The following is a 21,342-nucleotide window of genomic DNA, read 5'->3' as shown; positions in this document are numbered from 1 at the left end:
TTCGTCGGGCCCTCCGGGCAGATGAGGAAGGGGGCGAGGACCGCGATCTGTAAGTAAGGTTAGCCTAACCTAACTTCGAGATCAACAATCACTCGCCCCCCAGGGGGTGCATGTGGGTGGCGGTTCGCTGCGGTACTGGCCCGCTTATAGGGGCGCGGGGAACTGCGCGACAAGCCCCCACCGGCCCGCAGACGAACAACCGCTCCGCTTAGGCGGCTTCCTCCGCACGCAGCTGGTCCTCGGACCGCCCGCGCCGCCAATAGCCCACGAACGTGACGTTCCGCCGATCAACCTGACGCTCATTCACAAAGTGCCGCCGCAACTCCCGCATGGAAGACGACTCACCCGCGATCCACACATACGGGTCGACTCCCGGGAGCGAGGCCTCGGACCGGACCGCCTCCACGGGAGACGCCGCACCTTCCTCCCGCACGAGCCACGTAATGGACGCATCCGCAGCGGTAGGCAGCGGCATCCGGTCCGCACTGAACGGAACAGTGATGAACACCCGCGCCCGCGTACCCCGCGGAAGCCACTCCAGGATGGAGGACAGCGCGGGCAACGCGGTCTCGTCCCCCCACAACACGACCCCGTCAGTTCCGACAGGCGGCCGGAAGCGAACGGCCGTGTTGTCGGCGATCGCCGGACCGAGGACCGCCACACGGTCCCCGGGCACGGCGCGGTCGGCCCAGCGGCACGCCGGACCGCCGTCCTGGTGGAGCGCGAAGTCGATGTCGACCTCGTCGGGCTCACGGCGCTGCGCGCGCACGGTGTACGAGCGCATCACGGCCCGTACGTCGTCGGGCAGCGCGCGGTACTCCGCGAACCACGTCTCCGGGTTGATCGCCGGCGGCAGCACGGGGGCCGCCTGGCCGGGGTGGGGCAGGAAGAGCGACAGGCTCTGGTCGCGCCCGCCCGCCTCGAAGTACGCCAACTCCTCGCCGCCGAAGGTGATCCGGACCAGCGACGGGCCGAGCCGCCGGGTCCGTACCACGTGGAGGTCGAAGAGACGGAAGGGGACGGTGGCGGTCTCGGCTGTCAGCGTCATGGTCAGGCAACCTTCTTCGCTGTTTCGATCGCCTTCGCGAGCGATTCGAGGATCGGGGCGCACTTGTCGTACGAGTAGATCGGCTCGGTGGTGCGCGGGGTGACCTGGCCGGCCTTGACGGCGGGCAGGCCCGTCCAGGTCGGCTTGGACTTCAGGGCGTCGGGCTGCAGGGCCGTGGAGCGGTTGTCCATCATGATCACGTCGGCCTTGTACTTGCCGACGTTCTCCCAGCTCAGCTCCTCGAAGAAGCCCTGCGCGTTCACCTTCGGCTCGACGAACTTCACGCCGAGCTCCTGGAAGTACGCGGTGTCGGCGGACATCTTGGGCGCGGAGACGTAGAACAGGTCGGCGCTGGCGGAGCCGATCATCACCGTCACACCGGGGTTGGCCTTCGCGGCGGCGCGCAACTGGGCCGCGGCCTTCTCGAAACGGGCCTTGGCGGCGGTGACCTTGGCGGCCTTGAGGTCGGCGCCGAGGGAGGCGGCGAGGTCGGCGCGGCGCTGGAGGGCCGCGGGCATGCTGATCTGCGCGGCCCAGAGCGCCACGCTGGGCGCCAGCGTGAGGATCTTGTCCTTGCTGTTGTCCGGCACGTACCAGAGGGCGTCCTTCTCCCACATGTCCGTGACGAGCAGGTCCGGGCCGAGCGCCGCGTACTTCTCGACGTTGAACTCGCCCCAGACGTTGCCGAGGATCTCGACCTTGCTGATGTCGAGGTCGCCCGCCTGGACGTCCGGCTTGCCGTCCTTGGTCTTCGTCGGACCGAAGACGGCCTTGACCTCGACGCCGTAGTCGTGGAGGGCGGCGGCGGTGCCGGTGAAGGCCACGATGGTCTTCGGGGTGGACTTCGCCTCGACCGTCTTGGCGCGGTCGTCCTTGAACGACCACGGCCCGGACTTCCCGGCGCCCTTGTCCGTACCGCCCGATTTCTTGTCGTCGCCGCCCCCGCAGGCGGCCAGCGCGGCCCCGAGGCCGATGGCACCGCCGGCGGCCAGCAGACCGCGACGGGAGAGGTGGGACGCTCGGGACATGGGCATGACGGTCCGCTTTCGTACGTGCCGGGGTCGGCCACTTGGCAGTTCCCAGGTAGGTTAGCCTAACCTCACAAGGATCTGTAAAGGGGTCACCAAGTCACGTGCGATGCCCCGCACCTCACCGCCTGAGCGGTGCGTACGTGAACCTCACCTTGTGCGAGGCGGTGGGCTCGTAGACCAGACGGCAAGCCGTGCAATGCCAATGCCAGCGATCAGCCGCGCCCGGCGTCGTCGTGGACGTGTCCTTCCACAGCGGCGGACGACCGGGGCAGGTGGGACAGGTGGGTGGGATCACCCTCCCGAGCGTGGTGTGCTGAAAACGCACACGCCCGGCGTACGGGCCGCGCGCCACACCTTCGGGCGACAGACCAGCGTGTCGGCGGCCTGCCGCCCGAGGGGCGCGGGGCGATGTCAGGCCGGAAGGCCCAACTCCCGTGCGATCAGCATCCGCTGCACCTCACTGGTGCCCTCGCCGATCTCCAGGATCTTGGAGTCGCGCCACATCCGGGCCACGGGGTACTCGTTCATGAACCCGTACCCGCCGTGGATCTGCGTGGCCTCGCGCGCGTTGTCGACCGCGACCGTCGACGAGTACAGCTTCGCGAGCGCCGCCTCCTTCTTGAACGGCTCGCCGCTCACCAGCCGTGACGCGGCGTCGCGCCAGCCGACGCGGGCCATGTGCGCCCGCATCTCCATGTCGGCGATCTTGAACTGGATGGCCTGGTTGTCACCGATCGGGCGCCCGAAGGCGTGCCGCTCGTGCGCGTACTTCACGGACTCGTCGACGCAGCCCTGCGCCAGGCCCGTCGCGAGCGCGGAGATGGCGATGCGGCCCTCGTCCAGGATCCGCAGGAACTGCGCGTAGCCCCGGCCCTCCTCGCCGAGCAGGTTCGCCACCGGCACGCGGACGTCCTGGAAGGACAGCTCGCGGGTGTCCGACGCGTTCCATCCCACCTTCGAGTACGGCGCGGCCACCGTGAAGCCCGGCGTGCCGGAGGGGACGATGATGGACGAGATCAGCGGGCGGCCGTCGTCCTTGCGGCCGGTCACCGCCGTCACCGTCACCAGGCCCGTGATGTCCGTACCGGAGTTGGTGATGAAGCACTTGGTGCCGTTGATGACCCACTCGTCGCCGTCGCGCACCGCCGTCGTACGCGTGCCGCCCGCGTCCGAACCGCAGTCCGGCTCGGTGAGGCCGAACGCGCCCAGCATCTCGCCGGAGCACAGCCGCGGCAGCCACTCGCGCTTCTGCTCCTCGGTGCCGAACCGGAACACCGGCATCGCGCCGAGCGAGACGCCCGCCTCCAGGGTGATGGCCACCGACGAGTCGACCCGGGCCAGCTCCTCCAGGGCGATGCCCAGGGCGAGGTAGTCGCCGCCCATCCCGCCGTACTCCTCGGGGAAGGGCAGTCCGAACAGGCCCATGCGGCCCATCTCGCGGACGATCTCGTACGGGAACTCATGGCGTTCGTAGTAGTCGCCGATCTTCGGGGCGACGACGTCGTGCGCGAACTCCTCGACCGTACGGCGGAGTTCTTCGTGTTCGGCGGAAAGCCGGTGGTCAAGGGACATGGGGGTCACTCCTTGTGGGAGTCGTGCGCGAGGGCGCGGACGGTACGGGAGGGGCTGGGGCGCCCCAACTGCTCGGCCAGCCAGAGGCTGGTGGCGGTGAGCCGGCCGAGGTCGACCCCGGTGTCGATACCGAGGCCCTGGAGCATCCACACGAGGTCTTCGGTGGCGAGGTTTCCGGTGGCGGACTTGGCGTACGGGCAGCCGCCGAGGCCGCCCGCCGAGGCGTCGACGGTGGCCACGCCGTGCTGGAGCGCGGCGAACGTGTTGGCGAGCGCCTGGCCGTAGGTGTCGTGGAAGTGCACGCCGATCGCGGAGGTCGGCACGCCCTCCTCGTTCAGCTCGGCCAGCAGCGTCTGGACGTGCGCCGGGGTCGCGACGCCGATGGTGTCGCCGAGGCTCAGCTCGTCGCAGCCCATCTCCATCAGGGACTTGGCGACCCTGACGACCTGGTGGACCGGGACAGGGCCCTCCCAGGGGTCGCCGAAGCACATCGACAGATAGCCCCGGACATGGACCTTCTGCTCCTTGGCGCGGGCCACGACCGGTGCGAACACGGCCAGCGACTCGTCGACCGTACGGTTCAGATTGGCCTTGGCGAACGACTCCGTGGCGCTGGCGAACACCGCGATCCGGCGGGCGCCGAGCGCGAGCGCCCGGTCCAGGCCCCGCTGGTTGGGCACGAGGACGGGCAGCGCCACGCCCTTCATGTCGTCCAGCATCGGGAACAGCTGCTCGGCGTCGGCCAGTTGGGGCACCCACTCAGGGCGTACGAAACTCGTCGCCTCGATCGTGGTCAGGCCCGCCTCGGCCAGGCGGTGGATGAACTCCGCCTTGATCTCGGTCGGGATGACGCCCTTCTCGTTCTGCAGGCCGTCGCGGGCCCCGACCTCGTGAATGCGCACCGAGGCGGGCAGATCCTGCGCCGGTACGACCATGGGCAGCGTCACTGCTCCTCCTCCTTGGGCTCCGGGCTCTCTTCCGGGGTCACCACGGCCAGGACCTGGTCCATGGCGACGGTCGAGCCGGGCGAGACGTCCAGCTCGGTGACGGTGCCGGCGTGTGGGGCGGAGATGACGTGCTCCATCTTCATCGCCTCGACCACCAGCAGGCTCTGGCCCGCCGCGACCTGGTCCCCGACCGCCACCTTGACGACGGTGACCGTGCCGGGCATCGGTGCGGCCAGCGTGTCGACGCCACCGCGCGCGGTGCCGCTGAGCGCGGCCTCCACCGGGTCGTGGTCCAGGACGTGCCAACTGTCGCCGTCGCGGCCGAGCCAGGTCCCCTCCGGGGAGGGGGCAGTGGTGAAGGTGTGGGTGACACCGTCGAGCTCCACGGTGACGTGGTCGGGGGTGACCCGTCCGGTCGTCCCGCCGCGCACCACGTGAGTAACGGGTTCGAGTCCCGCGATACGGAACGGGAAGGCCAGCGGGGCCGGTTCGCCTCCGAGGCGCCAGCCGCTCACCGCCGAGAACGGGTCCTGCCAGGCACCCGTGGGCGCGGGGCGCAGCGCCTCCTGCCGCACCGCGGCGGCCGCCGCGTACACCTCGTCCGGCACCCCCTCGGGCACCAGCCCGTCGGCCTCGCGCTCGACCAGGCCCGTGTCCAACTCGCCCGCGACCACGGCCGGGTGGGCGAGCAGCCTGCGCAGGAACCCGGCGTTCGTGGGCACGCCGAGCGTGACCGTGTCGGCGAGCGCCGCCCGCAGCCGACGCAGCGCGGTGGCGCGGTCCGGCCCGTACGCGATGACCTTGGACAGCATCGGGTCGTACAGGCTGCCGACCTCCGTGCCCTCGCTCAGCCCCGAGTCGGTGCGCACCCCGTCGCCCTGCGGCTCGTGCAGCGCCAGGACCGTACCGCCCGAGGGCAGGAAGCCGCGCGAGGGGTCCTCGGCGCAGATGCGGGCCTCCACGGCGTGGCCGGTGAGGGTGATGTCGTCCTGTCCGTACGGCAGTTCCTCGCCCGCCGCGACCCGCACCTGCCACTCCACCAGGTCCAGGCCGGTGATGAGCTCGGTGACCGGGTGCTCCACCTGGAGGCGGGTGTTCATCTCCATGAAGTAGTACGAGGACGGGTCGTTGCCCGGGACGATGAACTCGACCGTGCCCGCGCCCGCGTAGCCGCAGGAGCGGGCCGCCTGGACCGCAGCCTCGCCCATCGCGGCCCGGGTCTTCTCGTCGAGCAGGACCGAGGGCGCCTCCTCGATGATCTTCTGGTGGCGGCGCTGGAGCGAGCACTCGCGCTCGCCGAGGTGCACCACATGGCCGTGGCCGTCGGCCAGGACCTGGATCTCGATGTGGCGCGGGCGGTCGATCCACCGCTCCACCAGGAGCGTGTCGTCGCCGAAGGAGGCGCGGGCCTCGCGCCGGGCGGCGGCGATCTCGTCGGCCAGCGCCGCCTCGTCGCGCACCAGGCGCATGCCCTTGCCGCCGCCGCCCGCGCTGGGCTTGAGGAGCACCGGCATGCCGATCTCCCGGGCGGCGTCGGCCAGTTGGGCGTCGGTGAGGCCGCTGCCCGAGGAGCCGGGCACCACCGGGACACCGGCCGCCTTCACGGTCTCCTTGGCCCGGATCTTGTCGCCCATCAGGGAGATCGCGTCGGCCGGGGGCCCGATGAAGACCAGGCCCGCCTCGGTGCACGCGCGCGCGAACGCCGCGTTCTCCGCGAGGAAGCCGTAGCCCGGGTGGACCGCCTGGGCGCCCGACTTGGCGGCCGCCTCCAGGAGCCGGTCGACGCGGAGATAGCTCTCGGACGCGGCCGCCGGGCCGATCCGGACGGCGGTGTCCGCCTCCCGTACGTGCTTGGCGTCCGCGTCGGCGTCGCTGAACACCGCGACCGAGCGGACCCCGAGGGCGCGCAGGGTGCGGATCACGCGGACCGCGATCTCGCCGCGGTTGGCGACGAGGACTGTGTCGAACATCGTCATGGTCCGCCTCACATCCGGAAGACGCCGAAGCCGGGCGCCGAGAGGTCCCGCTGGGGGAGGGGGGCGTTGGCACAGGCGGTCAGGGCGAGCCCGAGGACCTGGCGGGTCTCCATCGGGTCGATCACCCCGTCGTCCCACAGCCGGGCCGTCGCGTAGTAGGCGTTGCCCTGCTGCTCGTACTGGGCGCGGATGGGGTCCTTGAAGGACTCCTCGGCCTCGCTCGGCCACTGTTCGCCGCGCGCCTCCAACTGGTCGCGCTTGACGGTGGCCAGCACGGATGCGGCCTGCTCGCCGCCCATCACCGAGATCTTGGCGTTGGGCCACATCCACAGGAAGCGCGGCGAATAGGCCCGGCCGCACATCGAGTAGTTGCCCGCCCCGTACGACCCGCCGACGATCACCGTCAGCTTGGGCACGCGCGTGCTCGCCACCGCCGTCACCATCTTGGCGCCGTGCTTGGCGATGCCGCCCGCCTCGTAGTCCCGGCCGACCATGAAGCCCGAGATGTTCTGGAGGAACACCAGCGGGATGCCGCGCTGGTCGCACAGCTCGATGAAGTGAGCGCCCTTCTGGGCGGATTCGGAGAACAGGATGCCGTTGTTGGCGACGATGCCGACCGGGTGGCCGTGGATCCGGGCGAAGCCGGTGATCAGCGTCTGCCCGAACTCGGACTTGAACTCCTGGAAGCGCGAGCCGTCCACCACGCGCGCGATGACCTCGCGTACGTCGTACGGAGTGCGCGAGTCGACCGGCACCGCGCCGTACAGCCCGTACGGATCGACCTTCGGCTCCTCGGCGGGCTCGACGCTCCACGGGAGCTCGCCGCGCGCGGGGAGCGTGGCCACGATGTTGCGCACGATCCGCAGCGCGTGCGCGTCGTCCTCGGCGAGGTGGTCGGTGACGCCGGAGACGCGCGAGTGCACCTCGCCGCCGCCCAGCTCTTCGGCGGTGACGACCTCGCCGGTGGCGGCCTTCACCAGCGGCGGGCCGCCCAGGAAGATCGTGCCCTGGTTGCGGACGATCACGGCCTCGTCGCTCATCGCGGGCACATAGGCGCCGCCCGCAGTGCACGAGCCGAGGACCGCGGCGATTTGCGGGATCCCCGCGCCCGACATCCGGGCCTGGTTGTAGAAGATCCGCCCGAAGTGGTCGCGGTCGGGGAACACCTCGTCCTGCATGGGCAGGAAGGCGCCGCCGGAGTCGACCAGATACAGGCAGGGCAGCCGGTTCTCCAGGGCGACTTCCTGGGCGCGCAGATGCTTCTTGACGGTCATCGGGTAGTACGTGCCGCCCTTGACCGTGGCGTCGTTGGCCACGATCACGCACTCGCGGCCGCTGACCCGCCCGATCCCGGCGATCACACCGGCGGCGGGCGCCTGGCCGTCGTACATCCCCTCGGCCGCCAGCGGGGCCAGCTCCAGGAAGGGCGAGCCGGGGTCGAGCAGCGTGTCCACCCGGTCGCGGGGCAGCAGCTTGCCGCGCGCGACATGGCGCTCGCGGGCCCGCTCACCGCCGCCGAGCCGGGCCGCCGCGAGTCTGGCGCGCAGCCCGTCGCCGAGCGCGCGGTGCGCCTCCTCGTTGGCCCGCCACGCCTCGGACGCGGGATCGGCCGCGCTCCCAAGGACCGGTGCCTGCTGCATCGTGTCGAGCCCCCTTGCCCGTACGCCGTGGTTCCCACGGCCCGATGTCCGTACCGCGATGTTAATGAGCGTTAACATCGTTTCCTTCAGGTTAACGAGCGCTAACCGCGTTGTCTAGAATGAATTTCCATGAGCACCCGCACCGATGCCCCGACCCGACGCGAGCAGATCCTGCGCGAGGCCGCGCGCCTCTTCGCCGAGCGCGGCTTCCACGGCGTGGGCGTCGACGAGATAGGCGCGGCCGTCGGCATCAGCGGCCCCGGCCTCTACCGGCACTTCGCTGGCAAGGACGCGATGCTGGCGGAGCTCCTGGTGGGGATCAGCGGGCGGCTCTACGACGGCGGGCGCAAGCGGGTCGCGGCGGCCGACGGCGGCCCGGAGGCGGTCCTCGGCTCGCTCATCGACGGCCACATCGACTTCGCGCTCGACGACCGGGCGCTGATCACGCTCCACGACCGCGAGCTGGACCGGCTGCGCGAGAGCGACCGCAAGCTGGTGCGGCAGTTGCAGCGGCAGTACGTGGAGCTGTGGGTCTCCGTGGTGCGCGAGCTCTACCCGGACGGGTCCGAGGCGGAGACCCGCGCGGCCGTCCACGCGGTCTTCGGCCTGCTCAACTCGACGCCGCACCTGGGTTCGTACGGTCTGGGCCTGCCGGGCCGCGCGGCCACCGAGGAGCTGCTGCGGCGGCTCGCGCACGGGGCGTTCGCGGCGCTCGCGAACCAGTCGGCGAACTAGTCGGCGTACCGGGGGCGCACGCGCGCGTGGACGCGTCCAGTGCGCGGGACGGCGGGGCCCCGCGCCCCGCACCGGGGCAGAATGGGCGCATGCCGATACCCAGCCGTGCCGCTCTCGTCGACCACCTCGTCCGCACCCGTATCGCCGGAGACGTCGCCACCCCCCGCGACAACAACCTCTCCCACTACCGCAAGCTCGCCAACGGCGACCGCCACTACTGGCTGGGCCTGGAGCTGGGCGAGCGCTGGAGCGACGAGCAGGACGTGCTCGCGGTGATGGCCGAGCGCTGCGGTGTGGTGGACGACCCCGAGTACCGCACCGGCCAGGACACCATCGACCCCGAGCTCACCGTCGACGCGCTCGACCGGATGGCGGCGCGGCTGCGGAAGGCCGCGGCGGGGCGGGAGCGGGTGCTGTTCGCGACCGGGCACCCCGGGTCGCTCATCGACGTGCACAGCCGGACCGCGGCCGCGCTGCGGGCGGCGGGGTGCGAGATCGTGCGCATCCCCGACGGTGTGCGGGCCGATGAGGGGTGTGTGGTGCAGTTCGCGGACGTCTCGCTCTTCGAGCGTGGTGCGTCGCTGTGGCACACGCACTCGCCCGCGCCGATGGCCGCGATTCTGGACGCGCTGGCGGGGGAGGGGCGGCCGCTGCCGGATCTGGTCGTCGCGGACCACGGGTGGGCGGGGTGTGCGGCGCAGCGGGGTATCGATGCGGTGGGGTATGCGGACTGCAACGATCCCGCGTTGTTCCTTGCGGAGGCGGAGGGGACGCTTCAGGTTGCCGTCCCCATGGATGACCATGTTGCTGATCCGCGGTTCTACGAGCCGATGACGGAGTATCTGCTGGGTGCCGCCGAATTGGTCTGAGGTTTCGGCTGCGGACCGTGGGTGGCTGGTCGCGCAGTTCCCCGCGCCCCTTAAGTTGCTCGGGACCGCAGCGCGCCGCCACACGTGAGTGGCTCCCGACAGCTGCGGACCGTGCTGGGCTTGTCGTGCAGTTCCCCGTGCCCCTAAAGACGGCTTACCGGGGTACTCGCACAACCCCCTCCTGGATCACCGTTACCGCCAAGTTGCCCGCCTGGGTGTAGATCCTTGCCTGGCCGAGGCCCCGGCCCGCCGAGGCTGATGGGGACTCCTGGTCGTAGAGGAGCCATTCGTCGGCTCGGAACGGGCGGTGGAACCACATCGCGTGGTCCAGGGACGCGCCGACCACGTCGCCGACCGCCCAGCCGCCCCGGCCGTGGGCGAGCAGGACCGAGTCCAGGAGCGTCATGTCGGAGACGTACGTGGCGAGCACGACGTGCAGCAGGGGGTCGTCCGCGAGCTTGCCGTTGGTGCGGAACCAGACCTGGGAGCGCGGCTCGCGCGGGATGCCGACGCTGCCCCACGGCGGGACCTCGGCGTAGCGCAGGTCGACGGCGGCGCGGGCCTCGATCAGCCGCTGGGCGATGTCCGGCGGCAGATGGCGCGGCAGCATCTCGGCGGCCGTCGGCAGCGACTCCGGGTCGGGCGCGGCGGGCATCTCCGCCTGGTGCTCCAGGCCCTCCTCGTACGTCTGGAACGACGCCGAGAGATGGAAGATCGGCTTGCCGTGCTGGACGGCCACCACCCTTCGGGTGGTGAAGGAGCGGCCGTCGCGGATGCGGTCGACCAGGTAGACGATCGGCGCGCCGGGGTCGCCGGGGCGCAGGAAGTACGCGTGCAGGGAGTGCGGCGTGCGGTCCTGCGGGACGGTGCGACCCGCGGCGACCAGCGCCTGGGCCGCCACCTGGCCGCCGAACACCCGGGGCACCAGCGCCGAGCGCGAGCTGCCCCGGAAGATGTCCTGCTCGATCCGCTCAAGGTCGAGCAGATCGAGCAGGGCGTCGAGGGCCTGGGTCACAGACCCATGTCCTTGGCGATGATCGTCTTCATGATCTCGCTGGTGCCGCCGTAGATCCGGTTGACGCGGTTGTCGGCGTACAGCCGGGCGATCGGGTACTCGTTCATGAAGCCGTAGCCGCCGTGCAGCTGGAGGCAGCGGTCGATGACGCGGTGCGCGACCTCGGTGCAGAACAGCTTCGCGGACGCGGCCTCGGCCGGGGTCAGCTCGCCCGCGTCCAGGGCCTCCAGGGCGCGGTCGGCGACGGCCTCGGCGGCGTCCACCTCGGCCTGGCAGGCGGCCAGTTCGAACTTGGTGTTCTGGAACGTGGCGACCGGCTTGCCGAAGACGGTGCGCTCCTGGACGTACTCCTTGGCGAACCGGACGGCCGCCTTGGCCTGCGCGTACGCGCCGAACGCGATGCCCCAGCGCTCGGAGGCGAGGTTGTGGCCGAGGTAGTAGAAGCCCTTGTTCTCCTCGCCCAGCAGGTCCTCGACGGGGACCTTGACGTCGACGAACGCCAGCTCGGCGGTGTCGGAGGTCTTCAGGCCGAGCTTGTCGAGCTTGCGGCCGATGGAGTAGCCCTCGGACTTGGTGTCGACGGCGAAGAGGGAGATGCCGTGGCGGCGGTCCTCGGCGGTCGGCGCGGAGGTGCGGGCGCAGACGATGACGCGGTCGGCGTGCACACCGCCGGTGATGAACGTCTTGGCGCCGTTGAGGACGTAGTGCGTGCCGTCCTCGGAGAGCTTCGCGGTGGTCTTCATGCCGGCGACGTCGGAGCCGGTGCCCGGCTCGGTCATCGCGAGCGCCCACATCTCCTCGCCGGAGACGAACTTCGGCAGGAAGCGCTTCTTCTGCTCGTCGCTCGCCAGCATCTGGATGTACGGCAGGCCGAGCAGGACGTGGACGCCGGAGCCGCCGAAGTTGACGCCCGCGCGGGCCGTCTCCTCGTACATCACGGCTTCGAACTTGTGCGAGTCGATGCCCGCGCCGCCGAACTCCTCGTCCACGCGGATACCGAAGACGCCCAGCTCACCGAGCTTGTAGTAGAAGTCCCGGGGCGCCTGGCCCGCCGCGTACCACTCGTCGTAGACGGGCACGACCTCGGCCTCGATGAAGGCCCGGATGGTCTCCCGGAACGCCTCGTGGTCCTCGTTGAATACCGTACGGCGCACGGGACGCCCTCCTCACAACCAGTGGCTAAGCGCTTGCTCAGATTGAATAATGAAGTTACCCGGCGGTCACTCGCACTGTCCAGAGTGAGACTCAGCACTCCCGCCCGCACCCCGGAGCGCCAGCCACAGCTCGGTGCGTACGTCCATGTCGTCCAGGTCGGCGTCGAGCAGGGCCGCGCAGCGGGCCAGGCGCTGGCGCACGGTGTTGCGGTGCACGCCGAGCGCCACGGCCGTGCGGTCCCAGCTGCCGTGCAGCGAGAGCCAGGTGCGCAGGGTCGTGAGCAGCGGCTCGGAGAGCGGCGCGAGCAGCTGACGCGCGTACGCGGCGGCTTCCTCCGGATCCACCAACGAGGCGTATCCGCCCGTGCGATGGCGCACCAGCGCGGTCCGGGCGGCCTCCGCGCGGCGCAGGGCCCGGGCGGCCTGGGCGTCGGCGGCGGCCAGGCCGTCGGCCGCCACGGGCGCGCTGACGCCGAGCGTCCAGCCGGGGCGCGGGCCCACCTCCTGCCCGCCGGGGACGAGCACGCGCGCGTGGCCGTCGTCCGCGTCCACCAGAGGGCTGCCGAGATCGGGCGGGGCGCCCTCACCGCGCGCGTGGACGACGGTCCAGGGCGCGGCCCCGAGCAGCGGCGCCACCTCGCCGGGCGCGGCCCCGAGCAGCAGCCGTACGAGCGCGGCCGAGCGCGCGGCCTCGCCCGCGCCCTGGCGGGGTGCGGTGAGCAGCGAGAGCAGCACGGAGGCGACCCCGGCGATGGTGTGGTCGCCGGGTTCACGCCCCTCGGCCACGATCCCGAGCACCAGGCCCTGCGGCCCGGCCAGCGCGTACGCGGCGAGGTGCGCGTCCGCGCTCGTGTCGGTGGCGGACGCGGGGGAGCCGGGGGTGCCCGGGGCGACCACGGCCGCGAGGTGGCGCAGCGCCGCCGACGCGCGCGGGGACGGGTCCCGGCCCGCCGCCTGGAGGGCCGCGCCCTCGGGGGCGAGCAGCCCCGCCCAGCCGCCGAGCCGGGTCGCCAGCTGGTGCAGGACCGCCGGAACGGGGTCGGGCCGCGCGGCCGCCGAGGCGAGTCCCTGCTGGGCCTGCGAGACCCGGCGCAGCTCATGGTGGCGGGCCTGCGTCATCAGGCCCCACACCGCACGGGCGATCGCGGTGAAGGTGGTGGTCGGCGGCACTTCGAGCAGCGGCAGCCCGTGCCGCTCACAGGCGTCGACAAGCGCCGCCGGGACCGTGTCGTACACCGGCGTGACACCGAAGCCGAGCGCCGCCGCACCCGCCTCCGCGACCCGCGCCGCGTACCGCTCCGGGTCGGTGAGCTGCACGCCCGCCGTCAGCAGCAGCTCCCCGCCGAGGAGATACGGATACGGGTCGGCCATCTCCGAGGTGTGCACCCAGTGCACATCGGCCTCGGGCGGCCCGGCGATCTGCCGCAGGCCGAGATCCGTGCGGGCCAGCAGGGCGGAGAGCGGGACGGGAGTGGTGGGTGGGACGGGGGTGTCCGGCATGGTGGATGGTCCATCCATCATCGGCGTCAGGAGTGTGCGAAACGTACACTTCAATGTCGCCTTTCGGCCACCTATCGTCGTGGTGAACTGCAGGAAGTGCATGAAATACGTGAACGGCACAAACTGCATGAATCGCTGAAACGAAGGGCAATTCACATGAGCAGCAACGAAACGCCGCGCGGTCCGATCGACTCGTCCCGCGTCCCGCGGTACGCCGGGCCCGCGACCTTCGCCCGGCTGCCGCGCCTGGACGAGGTCGGCACCGCCGATGTCGCCGTCATCGGCGTGCCCTTCGACAGCGGGGTCTCCTACCGCCCCGGCGCCCGCTTCGGCGGCAACGCCATCCGCGAGGCCTCCCGTCTGCTGCGCCCGTACAACCCGGCGCAGGACGCCTCGCCCTTCGCGCTCGCCCAGGTCGCGGACGGCGGCGACATCGCCGTGAACCCGTTCAACATCAACGAGGCCGTGGACACGATCGAAGCCGCCGCCGACGACCTGCTCGGCACCGGCGCCCGCCTGATGACGCTCGGCGGCGACCACACCATCGCGCTGCCGCTGCTCCGCTCGGTCGCCAAGAAGCACGGCCCGGTCGCGCTGCTCCACTTCGACGCGCACCTGGACACCTGGGACACCTACTTCGGCGCCGAGTACACCCACGGCACCCCGTTCCGCCGCGCCGTCGAGGAGGGCATCCTCGACACCGAGGCGCTCTCGCACGTCGGCACGCGTGGCCCGCTCTACGGCAAGCAGGACCTGACCGACGACGAGAAGATGGGCTTCGGCATCGTCACCTCGGCCGACGTCTACCGCCGGGGCGCCGACGAGATCGCCGACCAGCTGCGCCAGCGCATCGGCGACCGCCCGCTCTACATCTCGATCGACATCGACTGCCTCGACCCGGCGCACGCCCCCGGCACCGGCACCCCCGAGGCCGGCGGCATGACCTCGCGCGAACTCCTGGAGATCCTGCGGGGCCTGGCCTCCTGCAACCTGGTCTCGGCCGACGTCGTCGAGGTCGCCCCGGCGTACGACCACGCCGAGATCACCTCGGTGGCGGCGTCCCACACCGCGTACGAACTGACGACGATCATGTCCCGGCAGATCGCGGCGGCCAAGGCGTCCAAGTGACCCATGACCACGACGTGGTGCTGCGCCCGACGGCGGCGCAGACCGCGGCCGCGTTGAACCCGCCGCCGGGGCGCACCGGCGGTGACCTGGTGATCGAGACCCTCCAAGGCCTCGGCGCCACCACCGTCTTCGGGCTGCCCGGGCAGCACGCGCTCGGGATGTTCGACGCGCTGCGGCGCTCCGATCTGGACTACATCGGGCTGCGGATGGAGAACAACGCGGGGTTCGCGGCCGACGCGTACGGCCGGGTCACCGGGGAGGCGGCCCCGCTGCTGCTCTCCACCGGGCCCGGCGCGCTGACCTCGCTCGCCGCCCTCCAGGAGGCGGCCGCTGCCAGCGCCCCGGTCGTGGCGATCGCCAGCCAGATCCCCACGGCGGGCCTGGGCGGCGGCCGCCACGGGTATCTGCATGAACTCCGCGACCAGCAGGCCTCGTTCCGGGACGTGGTGAAGTCGGTCCACCCCGTCCGCAGCCAGTCCCAGATCCCGTCCGCGATCGCGGCGGCGTGGGAGTCGGCGCTGACCGCCCCGCACGGCCCGGTCTGGGTGGAGATCCCGCAGGACGTACTGACCGCCGAGACGTCCCTGCCGGTCGTCACGGCCGTCGACGCGACCCCGCACGACCTGCTCCCGCGCCCCGAACTGACCGCCGTGGCGGCCGAGTTGCTGTCGAACGCGGTCCGCCCGGTGATCATCGCGGGCGGCGGTGTCGTACGCGCCGACGCCTCCGGCAAGCTCCGCGCGCTCGCCGAGCGCATCGACGCCCCCGTGGTGACGACCTTCGGCGGCAAGGGCGCCTTCCCCTGGGAGCACCCGCTCTCGCTCCAGTCGTGGCTGGAGGACCGGCACACCACCGACTTCCTTCAGGACGCCGACGTCCTCCTCGTCGTCGGCTCCGGCCTGGGCGAACTCTCCTCGAACTACCACACGTTCGCCCCGCGCGGCCGCGTGATCCAGATCGAGGCGGACCTCGGCAAGCTGGAGTCCAACCACCCCGCGCTCGGCATCCACGCGGACGCGCGCGTGGCGCTCTCCGCGCTCCTGGAGACGGTCCGCGAGCGCACCGACCCGGCCGCCGCCGAGTCCGTACGTACGGTCCTCGCGAAGGTACGGGAGCGGATCGCCGGGCAGGGCCTGGAGACCGAGCAGCGCATCCTGGCCGACGTGCGCGCGGCGCTGCCCGCCGACGCGCCCAGCTTCTGGGACATGACGATCCTGGCGTACTGGGCCTGGTCCGCCTGGCCGGGTGCGCTGCACTCGGCCCAGGGCGCGGGCGGCCTCGGCTACGGCTTCCCGGCGGCGATCGGCGCGGCGGCCGCCGACCGCAGTCGACCGGTGCTCGCGGTCTCCGGCGACGGCGGCGCGATGTACTCGATCGCCGAGCTCGCCACGGCCCGGCAGTACGACCTGCCGGTGACCTGGCTGATCGTCGACGACGGCGGGTACGGCATCCTGCGCGAGTACATGACGGACGCGTACGGCGCGGCGACCGGCACGGAGCTGGCGCGGCCGGACTTCGTCGCGCTCGCCGAGTCGTTCGGTGTGCCCGCGGTGCGTACGAGCGTGGAGTCGTTGCGCGCGGACCTGGCGAAGGCGCTGGCGGAGCCCGGGCCCTCGGTGGTCGTGCTGCCCGCCGTACTGAAGATGTTCGCTCCGACGCATCTGTGACGGCGGCGCACGGTGTGGCCCCGGTGGCCAAACTGTGATCTCGTTCAACATTTTCTTCGTGCAACTTTTCGCCTCCTGATGAGTCATGTGAGGCGAGCACATCAGGGCGATGTGCTCGTCTCGGTACTCACAGGGGGCGGGAAGCTTTGTTCAGACACTCCGGCACTGCCGGACGAATACGCCGTGGCGCGCTCGGCGCCGCCGTCGCCGCGAGCGTGGTCGCGCCGCTGCTGGCGGTTGCCACGCCGGCCGCCGCCGCGTCCTCGGTGACCTGCACCTCCTACGACCCCGCCCTCGCGGCCAAGCTGTCCAAGGACATCACCTCGGCGCTTCGCGGCCGCTCCTCGCTGACGGCCGTGGCGCTCTACGACCGCTCGACCGGCACCCGCTGCGAGCTGGGGGCGACCGCCACGTACGACTCCGCGAGCGTCGTCAAGGCGACCGTGCTCGCGACGCTGCTGTGGGACGCGAACAGGCACGACCGCTCGCTCACCCAGCGCGAGCGCGGCCTCGCCACCAAGATGATCACCGAGTCGGACAACGCGTCGACCACCGAACTGTGGAAGCAGCTCGGCGCGGGCAAGGTGCGGTCGTTCCTTGCCGCCGCCGGGATGACGCAGACGACGCCGGGCGCGGACGGGTACTGGGGGCTGACCCGGATCACCGCGCGCGACCAGGCCAAGCTGCTCGCGCTGCTGACCTCGCGGAACTCGGTGCTGAGCGATGCCGCGCGGTCGTATCAGCTGGGTCTGATGAGCCAGGTCGTGGCCGGGCAGCGGTGGGGTACGCCTGCGGGGGCGCCTGCCGGGGCGGTCGTGTCGCTCAAGAACGGGTGGCTGTCGCGGGCGACGCACGGGTGGCGGGTGCACAGCATTGGTGCGTTCACGGGGAACGGCCATGACTATGCGATGGCTGTTCTCACCGAGGACAACTCGACGATGAACCAGGGCGTCGACACGATTCAGGCCGTGGCCCGGGCCGTGCATGGTGATCTCGGCACCCCGGGTGTGGTGGCTCGGCCTTGGAATCCGCCTAAGTGGCAGAGGCCTGTGCCGGTGCTGCCGCAGGAGGCTGTGCCGCCGGTGCCGGAGGCTCCTGCGGGCCGTCGTCTGGTGACGGCTGTGCCGGGTCGCTAGCCGCTTCGCGTGGGTGCAGGGTTTTTTCTGCGGACCGTGCTGGGCTGGTCGCGCAGTTCCCCGCGCCCCTTAAGTGATCCCGGACCCCCCATCGCTCGGGCAACCCACCCCCCCCGTGGCCCTAAAAGCCTGCCAATTGTTGCCGCGGGATGAAATCCGCCGGTCGTGGCGTTGGGGCCTTGCGGTGGTTCGGACTACGGGAGGCAACCAGTGGCGGCGGCAGATCAAGGGTGGGCGCGGCGGCTGACCGGGTACGCCTGGCGGTACCGGCGCGATGTCGTGCTGGCGCTCGGGTCGTCCCTGGCCGGTATGGCGGTGATGGCTCTGGTCCCGCTGGTCACCAAGGTGATCATCGACGACGTGGTCGGCTCCCACACCCGCTCGCTCGCGGTGTGGACCGGGATGCTCATAGCCGCGGCGGTCGTCGTGTACGTACTGACGTACATACGTCGCTACTACGGCGGCCGCCTCGCCCTCGACGTCCAGCACGACCTGCGGACGGAGATGTACGCGACGATCGCCCGGCTCGACGGGCGGCGTCAGGACGAGCTCTCCACCGGGCAGGTCGTCGGCCGGGCCACCAGTGACCTCCAGCTCATCCAGGGTCTGCTCTTCATGTTGCCGATGACCATCGGCAACATCCTGCTCTTCCTGATCTCGCTCGCGATCATGGCGTGGCTCTCGCCGGTGCTGACCCTGGTCGCGCTGGCCGTGGCGCCCGCGCTGTGGTTCATCGCCAAGCTCAGCCGTACCCGTCTCTTCCCGGCCACCTGGTACGCCCAGGGCCAGGCCGCGGCCGTCGCGGGCGTCGTCGACGGTGCCGTCTCCGGCGTACGCGTGGTCAAGGGCTTCGGCCAGGAGGAGCAGGAGACCGGCAAGCTGCGGGAGGTGGGGCGAAAGCTCTTCGCCGGGCGGCTGCGGACCATCAAGCTCAACTCCCGTTACACCCCGGCCCTCCAGGCCGTCCCCGCGCTCGGCCAGGTCGCCATGCTGGCGCTCGGCGGCTGGCTCGCCACGCGCGGCGAGATCACCCTCGGCACGTTCGTGGCGTTCTCCACGTATCTCGCGCAGCTCGTCGGACCGGTCCGGATGCTCGCGATGGTGCTGACCGTCGGCCAGCAGGCGCGGGCCGGTGTGGAGCGCGTTCTGGAGCTGATCGACACCGAGCCGTCCATCGAGGACGGCACCAAGGAACTGCCCGCCGACGCGCCCGCCACCGTCGAGTTCGACGACGTGCGGTTCGGTTACGAGGACGGGCGTCCGGTCCTGGACGGGTTCTCCCTGGAGATCCGGCCCGGCGAGACCGTCGCCGTCGTCGGCTCCTCCGGCTCCGGCAAGTCCACCGTCTCCCTTCTGTTGCCGCGCTTCTACGACGTCACGCACGGCGCCGTCCTGGTCGGCGGCCACGATGTGCGCGAGCTGACCATGGCCTCGCTGCGCTCGGCCATCGGCCTGGTGCCCGAGGACAGCTTCCTGTTCTCCGACACCGTGCGCGCCAACATCGCGTACGGGAAGCCGGACGCCACCCAGGAGGAGATCGAGAAGGCCGCGCGCGCCGCGCAGGCGGACCGGTTCATCGCCGAGCTGCCCGACGGGTACGACACCACGGTCGGCGAGCACGGCCTGACCCTCTCCGGCGGCCAGCGCCAGCGCGTCGCGCTGGCCCGCGCCATCCTCACCGACCCGCGGCTGCTGGTCCTGGACGACGCCACCTCGGCCGTGGACGCGCGCGTGGAGCACGAGATCCACGAGGCGCTCAAGTCCGTGATGGCCGGGCGCACCACGCTGCTCATCGCGCACCGCCGCTCCACCCTCAACCTCGCCGACCGCATCGCCGTCCTCGACGGCGGCCGCCTCGCGGCCATCGGCACCCACGACGAGCTCCAGCGCGACTCGGCGCTCTACCGGCGCCTGCTGACCGACCCGGACGAGCTGGGCGCGGTCTCGCCCGGCCACATCGTCCCGGCCGAGGTCGTGGAGGACCACACCGTACGGGACGAGCTGGACGCCGAGTTCGACGCCGAGCGGGGCATCACGCCGCCGCTGTGGATACGTCCGGACAAGCCCGAGTCGGCCGCCCCCGGCGGGATGCCGGCCACCCCCGAACTCCTCGCCCAGGTCGAGGCGCTGCCCCCGGCCACCGACACCCCCGGCGTCGACGAGGCCAGAGCCGTACAGCCCGAAGCCTCCTACGGTCTGCGCCGACTGCTGCGCGGCTTCGGCAAGCCGCTGGCCATCAGCCTCACCCTGGTCGCCGTCGACGCGGGCATGTCCCTGCTGCTGCCGGTCCTCATCCGGCACGGCATCGACAAGGGCGTGAGCCAGCTCGCGCTCGGCGCGGTGTGGGCGGCGGCGGGCCTGGCCCTGCTGACCGTGGCGATCCAGTGGGCCGCCCAGTTCGGCGAGACCCGGATGACCGGCCGGACCGGCGAACGCGTCCTCTACAGCCTCCGTCTGAAGATCTTCGCCCAGCTCCAGCGGCTCGGACTCGACTACTACGAGCGCGAGTTGACCGGCCGGATCATGACCCGGATGACGACGGACGTGGACGCCCTCGCGACGTTCCTGCAGACCGGTCTGGTCACCGCGTTCGTCTCGGTCGTCACCTTCTTCGGCATCATGCTCGCGCTGCTCGTCATCGACCTCCAGCTCGCCCTCGTCGTCTTCGCGACCCTGCCGCTCCTGATCGTCGGCACGTACTTCTTCCGCAAGCAGAGCGTGAAGGCGTACGAACTGGCCCGTGAGCGGGTCGCCGTGGTCAACGCCGACCTCCAGGAGTCGGTGAGCGGGCTGCGGATCGTGCAGGCCTTCGGGCGCGAGCGCGACGGCGGCGAGCGGTTCGCGGCCCGCAGCGCCGACTACCGCACGGCCCGCATCCGGGGCCAGTGGCTCATCTCGGTCTACTTCCCGTTCGTCCAGCTCCTGTCGTCGGTCGCCTCGGCGGCGGTGCTGATCGTGGGCGCCCACCGGGTCGACGCGGGCAGCCTGACGACGGGCGCGCTCGTCGCGTACCTCCTCTACATCGACCTGTTCTTCGCCCCCGTACAGCAGCTCTCGCAGGTCTTCGACGGCTACCAGCAGGCGGCCGTCTCGCTCAAGCGCATCCAGGAGCTGCTGCGCGAGCCGACCTCCACGGAGTCGGCCGCGAAGCCCCAGGACGTCCGCTCGCTGCGCGGCGAGATCGCCTTCGAGGACGTGGACTTCGCGTACGGGGACGAGGAGGAGGCACTGTCGGGCGTGGCGCTGCGGATACCGGCCGGGCAGACCGTCGCCTTCGTCGGCGAGACGGGCGCGGGCAAGTCGACGCTGGTCAAGCTGGTCGCCCGGTTCTACGACCCGACGGGCGGGCGGGTCACCGCCGACGGCATCGATCTGCGCGACCTGGACCTCACCGCCTACCGGCACCGCCTGGGCGTGGTCCCGCAGGAGGCGTATCTGTTCGCGGGGACGGTCCGGGACGCCATCGCGTACGGGCGGCCCGAGGCGAGCGACGCCGAGGTCGAGGCGGCGGCGCGGGCCGTCGGCGCCCACGACATGATCGCCACCCTCGACGGCGGCTATCTGCACGAGGTCGCCGAGCGCGGCCGCAACCTCTCGGCGGGCCAGCGCCAGTTGATCGCGCTGGCGCGTGCGGAGCTCGTCGACCCCGACGTCCTGCTCCTCGACGAGGCCACGGCCGCGCTGGACCTGGCCACCGAGGCCCAGGTCAACCAGGCCACCGACCGCCTCACCGGTCGGCGCACCACGCTGGTCGTCGCCCACCGCCTCACCACGGCGGCCCGCGCGGACCGGGTGGTCGTGATGGACCACGGCCGGGTCGTCGAGGACGGCACCCACGACGAACTCCTGGCCCAGGACGGCCGCTACGCCAGCCTGTGGCGCACGTTCATCGGCGAGGACGAGCCGGCGGCGGTCTGAGTATCC

At 71.6% G+C, this 21,342-nt stretch carries 15 protein-coding genes; 6 read left to right on the top strand and 9 right to left on the bottom strand.

Features of this window, described 5'->3' with window-relative positions:
* Window positions 1-208 precede the first annotated feature (208 nt).
* From BG418_RS35690 to BG418_RS35665, 6 genes are all read right to left on the bottom strand, one after another.
* Entirely contained in the window at window positions 209-1,048 is an 840-nt protein-coding gene (locus BG418_RS35690; RefSeq protein WP_188278200.1) for a siderophore-interacting protein, read from the bottom strand.
* A 2-nt stretch (window positions 1,049-1,050) separates the two neighbouring features.
* On the bottom strand, window positions 1,051-2,082 hold the full coding sequence (locus BG418_RS35685; protein WP_188278199.1) for an ABC transporter substrate-binding protein: 1,032 nt from the start codon (window positions 2,080-2,082) through the stop codon (window positions 1,051-1,053).
* Between the two features lie 408 nt (window positions 2,083-2,490).
* Entirely contained in the window at window positions 2,491-3,651 is a 1,161-nt protein-coding gene (locus tag BG418_RS35680) for an acyl-CoA dehydrogenase family protein (RefSeq protein WP_188278198.1), read from the bottom strand.
* A gap of 5 nt (window positions 3,652-3,656) precedes the next feature.
* Window positions 3,657-4,586 carry a hydroxymethylglutaryl-CoA lyase gene (locus tag BG418_RS35675; protein ID WP_188278358.1) on the bottom strand — a complete coding sequence of 310 codons (930 nt, stop codon included), beginning with the start codon at window positions 4,584-4,586 and terminating at the stop codon, window positions 3,657-3,659.
* An 8-nt stretch (window positions 4,587-4,594) separates the two neighbouring features.
* Entirely contained in the window at window positions 4,595-6,574 is a 1,980-nt protein-coding gene (locus tag BG418_RS35670; protein ID WP_188278197.1) for an acetyl-CoA carboxylase biotin carboxylase subunit, read from the bottom strand.
* An 8-nt stretch (window positions 6,575-6,582) separates the two neighbouring features.
* The gene (locus tag BG418_RS35665) at window positions 6,583-8,214 is read right to left on the bottom strand and encodes a carboxyl transferase domain-containing protein (RefSeq protein ID WP_188278357.1); all 1,632 of its coding nucleotides are present in this window, start codon (window positions 8,212-8,214) and stop codon (window positions 6,583-6,585) included.
* Between the two features lie 129 nt (window positions 8,215-8,343).
* On the opposite strand from BG418_RS35665, the gene BG418_RS35660 reads away from it, so the two are divergent.
* Window positions 8,344-8,949, top strand: coding sequence for a TetR/AcrR family transcriptional regulator (locus tag BG418_RS35660; RefSeq protein WP_188278196.1), 606 nt, complete (start codon window positions 8,344-8,346; stop codon window positions 8,947-8,949).
* Between the two features lie 89 nt (window positions 8,950-9,038).
* On the top strand, window positions 9,039-9,818 hold the full coding sequence (locus BG418_RS35655; protein ID WP_188278195.1) for a phosphatase: 780 nt from the start codon (window positions 9,039-9,041) through the stop codon (window positions 9,816-9,818).
* Between the two features lie 154 nt (window positions 9,819-9,972).
* Here the strand turns inward: BG418_RS35655 and BG418_RS35650 are convergent, their stop codons facing one another.
* The 3 genes from BG418_RS35650 to BG418_RS35640 form a co-directional block, all read right to left on the bottom strand.
* A complete protein-coding gene (locus BG418_RS35650) occupies window positions 9,973-10,833 on the bottom strand; it encodes an acyl-CoA thioesterase II (protein WP_188278194.1) in 861 nt (286 codons plus the stop codon).
* Window positions 10,830-11,987: an acyl-CoA dehydrogenase family protein gene (locus BG418_RS35645; protein ID WP_188278193.1), complete on the bottom strand. Its 1,158-nt coding sequence runs from the start codon at window positions 11,985-11,987 to the stop codon at window positions 10,830-10,832. The genes BG418_RS35650 and BG418_RS35645 overlap by 4 nt, the downstream gene beginning before the upstream one ends.
* Before the next feature lie 66 nt (window positions 11,988-12,053).
* Window positions 12,054-13,487 carry a PucR family transcriptional regulator gene (locus BG418_RS35640; RefSeq protein ID WP_188278192.1) on the bottom strand — a complete coding sequence of 478 codons (1,434 nt, stop codon included), beginning with the start codon at window positions 13,485-13,487 and terminating at the stop codon, window positions 12,054-12,056.
* A gap of 156 nt (window positions 13,488-13,643) precedes the next feature.
* Between BG418_RS35640 and speB the strand changes: the two genes are divergently transcribed.
* The 4 genes from speB (at window position 13,644) to BG418_RS35620 (ending at window position 21,336) form a co-directional block, all read left to right on the top strand.
* The gene (gene speB / locus BG418_RS35635) at window positions 13,644-14,615 is read left to right on the top strand and encodes an agmatinase (protein ID WP_188278191.1); all 972 of its coding nucleotides are present in this window, start codon (window positions 13,644-13,646) and stop codon (window positions 14,613-14,615) included.
* A complete protein-coding gene (locus BG418_RS35630) occupies window positions 14,612-16,282 on the top strand; it encodes a thiamine pyrophosphate-binding protein (protein ID WP_188278190.1) in 1,671 nt (556 codons plus the stop codon). The genes speB and BG418_RS35630 overlap by 4 nt, the downstream gene beginning before the upstream one ends.
* 146 nt (window positions 16,283-16,428) lie before the next feature.
* The gene (locus tag BG418_RS35625) at window positions 16,429-17,418 is read left to right on the top strand and encodes a serine hydrolase (protein WP_223185831.1); all 990 of its coding nucleotides are present in this window, start codon (window positions 16,429-16,431) and stop codon (window positions 17,416-17,418) included.
* Window positions 17,419-17,628: 210 nt separating this feature from the next.
* Window positions 17,629-21,336, top strand: a complete 3,708-nt coding sequence (locus tag BG418_RS35620) for an ABC transporter ATP-binding protein (RefSeq protein ID WP_188278189.1) — start codon at window positions 17,629-17,631, stop codon at window positions 21,334-21,336.
* Window positions 21,337-21,342 lie beyond the last annotated feature (6 nt).

The organism is Streptomyces sp. CBMA152, from assembly GCF_014596475.1.
In the GTDB taxonomy this organism is placed as follows: Bacteria; Actinomycetota; Actinomycetes; order Streptomycetales; family Streptomycetaceae; genus Streptomyces.
Note: the sequence above shows the minus strand (reverse complement) of the source record. Positions and strands in the feature narration are given on the sequence as shown.

Bases quoted from the DNA above. Each gene is read 5' to 3' on its own strand.
- BG418_RS35690 (WP_188278200.1), bottom strand. From the start codon at position 1,048: ATGACGCTGACAGCCGAGACCGCCACCGTCCCCTTCCGTCTCTTCGAC.
- BG418_RS35685 (WP_188278199.1), bottom strand. From the start codon at position 2,082: ATGCCCATGTCCCGAGCGTCCCACCTCTCCCGTCGCGGTCTGCTGGCC.
- BG418_RS35680 (WP_188278198.1), bottom strand. From the start codon at position 3,651: ATGTCCCTTGACCACCGGCTTTCCGCCGAACACGAAGAACTCCGCCGT.
- BG418_RS35675 (WP_188278358.1), bottom strand. From the start codon at position 4,586: ATGGTCGTACCGGCGCAGGATCTGCCCGCCTCGGTGCGCATTCACGAG.
- BG418_RS35670 (WP_188278197.1), bottom strand. From the start codon at position 6,574: ATGACGATGTTCGACACAGTCCTCGTCGCCAACCGCGGCGAGATCGCG.
- BG418_RS35665 (WP_188278357.1), bottom strand. From the start codon at position 8,214: ATGCAGCAGGCACCGGTCCTTGGGAGCGCGGCCGATCCCGCGTCCGAG.
- BG418_RS35660 (WP_188278196.1), top strand. From the start codon at position 8,344: ATGAGCACCCGCACCGATGCCCCGACCCGACGCGAGCAGATCCTGCGC.
- BG418_RS35655 (WP_188278195.1), top strand. From the start codon at position 9,039: ATGCCGATACCCAGCCGTGCCGCTCTCGTCGACCACCTCGTCCGCACC.
- BG418_RS35640 (WP_188278192.1), bottom strand. From the start codon at position 13,487: ATGCCGGACACCCCCGTCCCACCCACCACTCCCGTCCCGCTCTCCGCC.
- speB (WP_188278191.1), top strand. From the start codon at position 13,644: ATGAGCAGCAACGAAACGCCGCGCGGTCCGATCGACTCGTCCCGCGTC.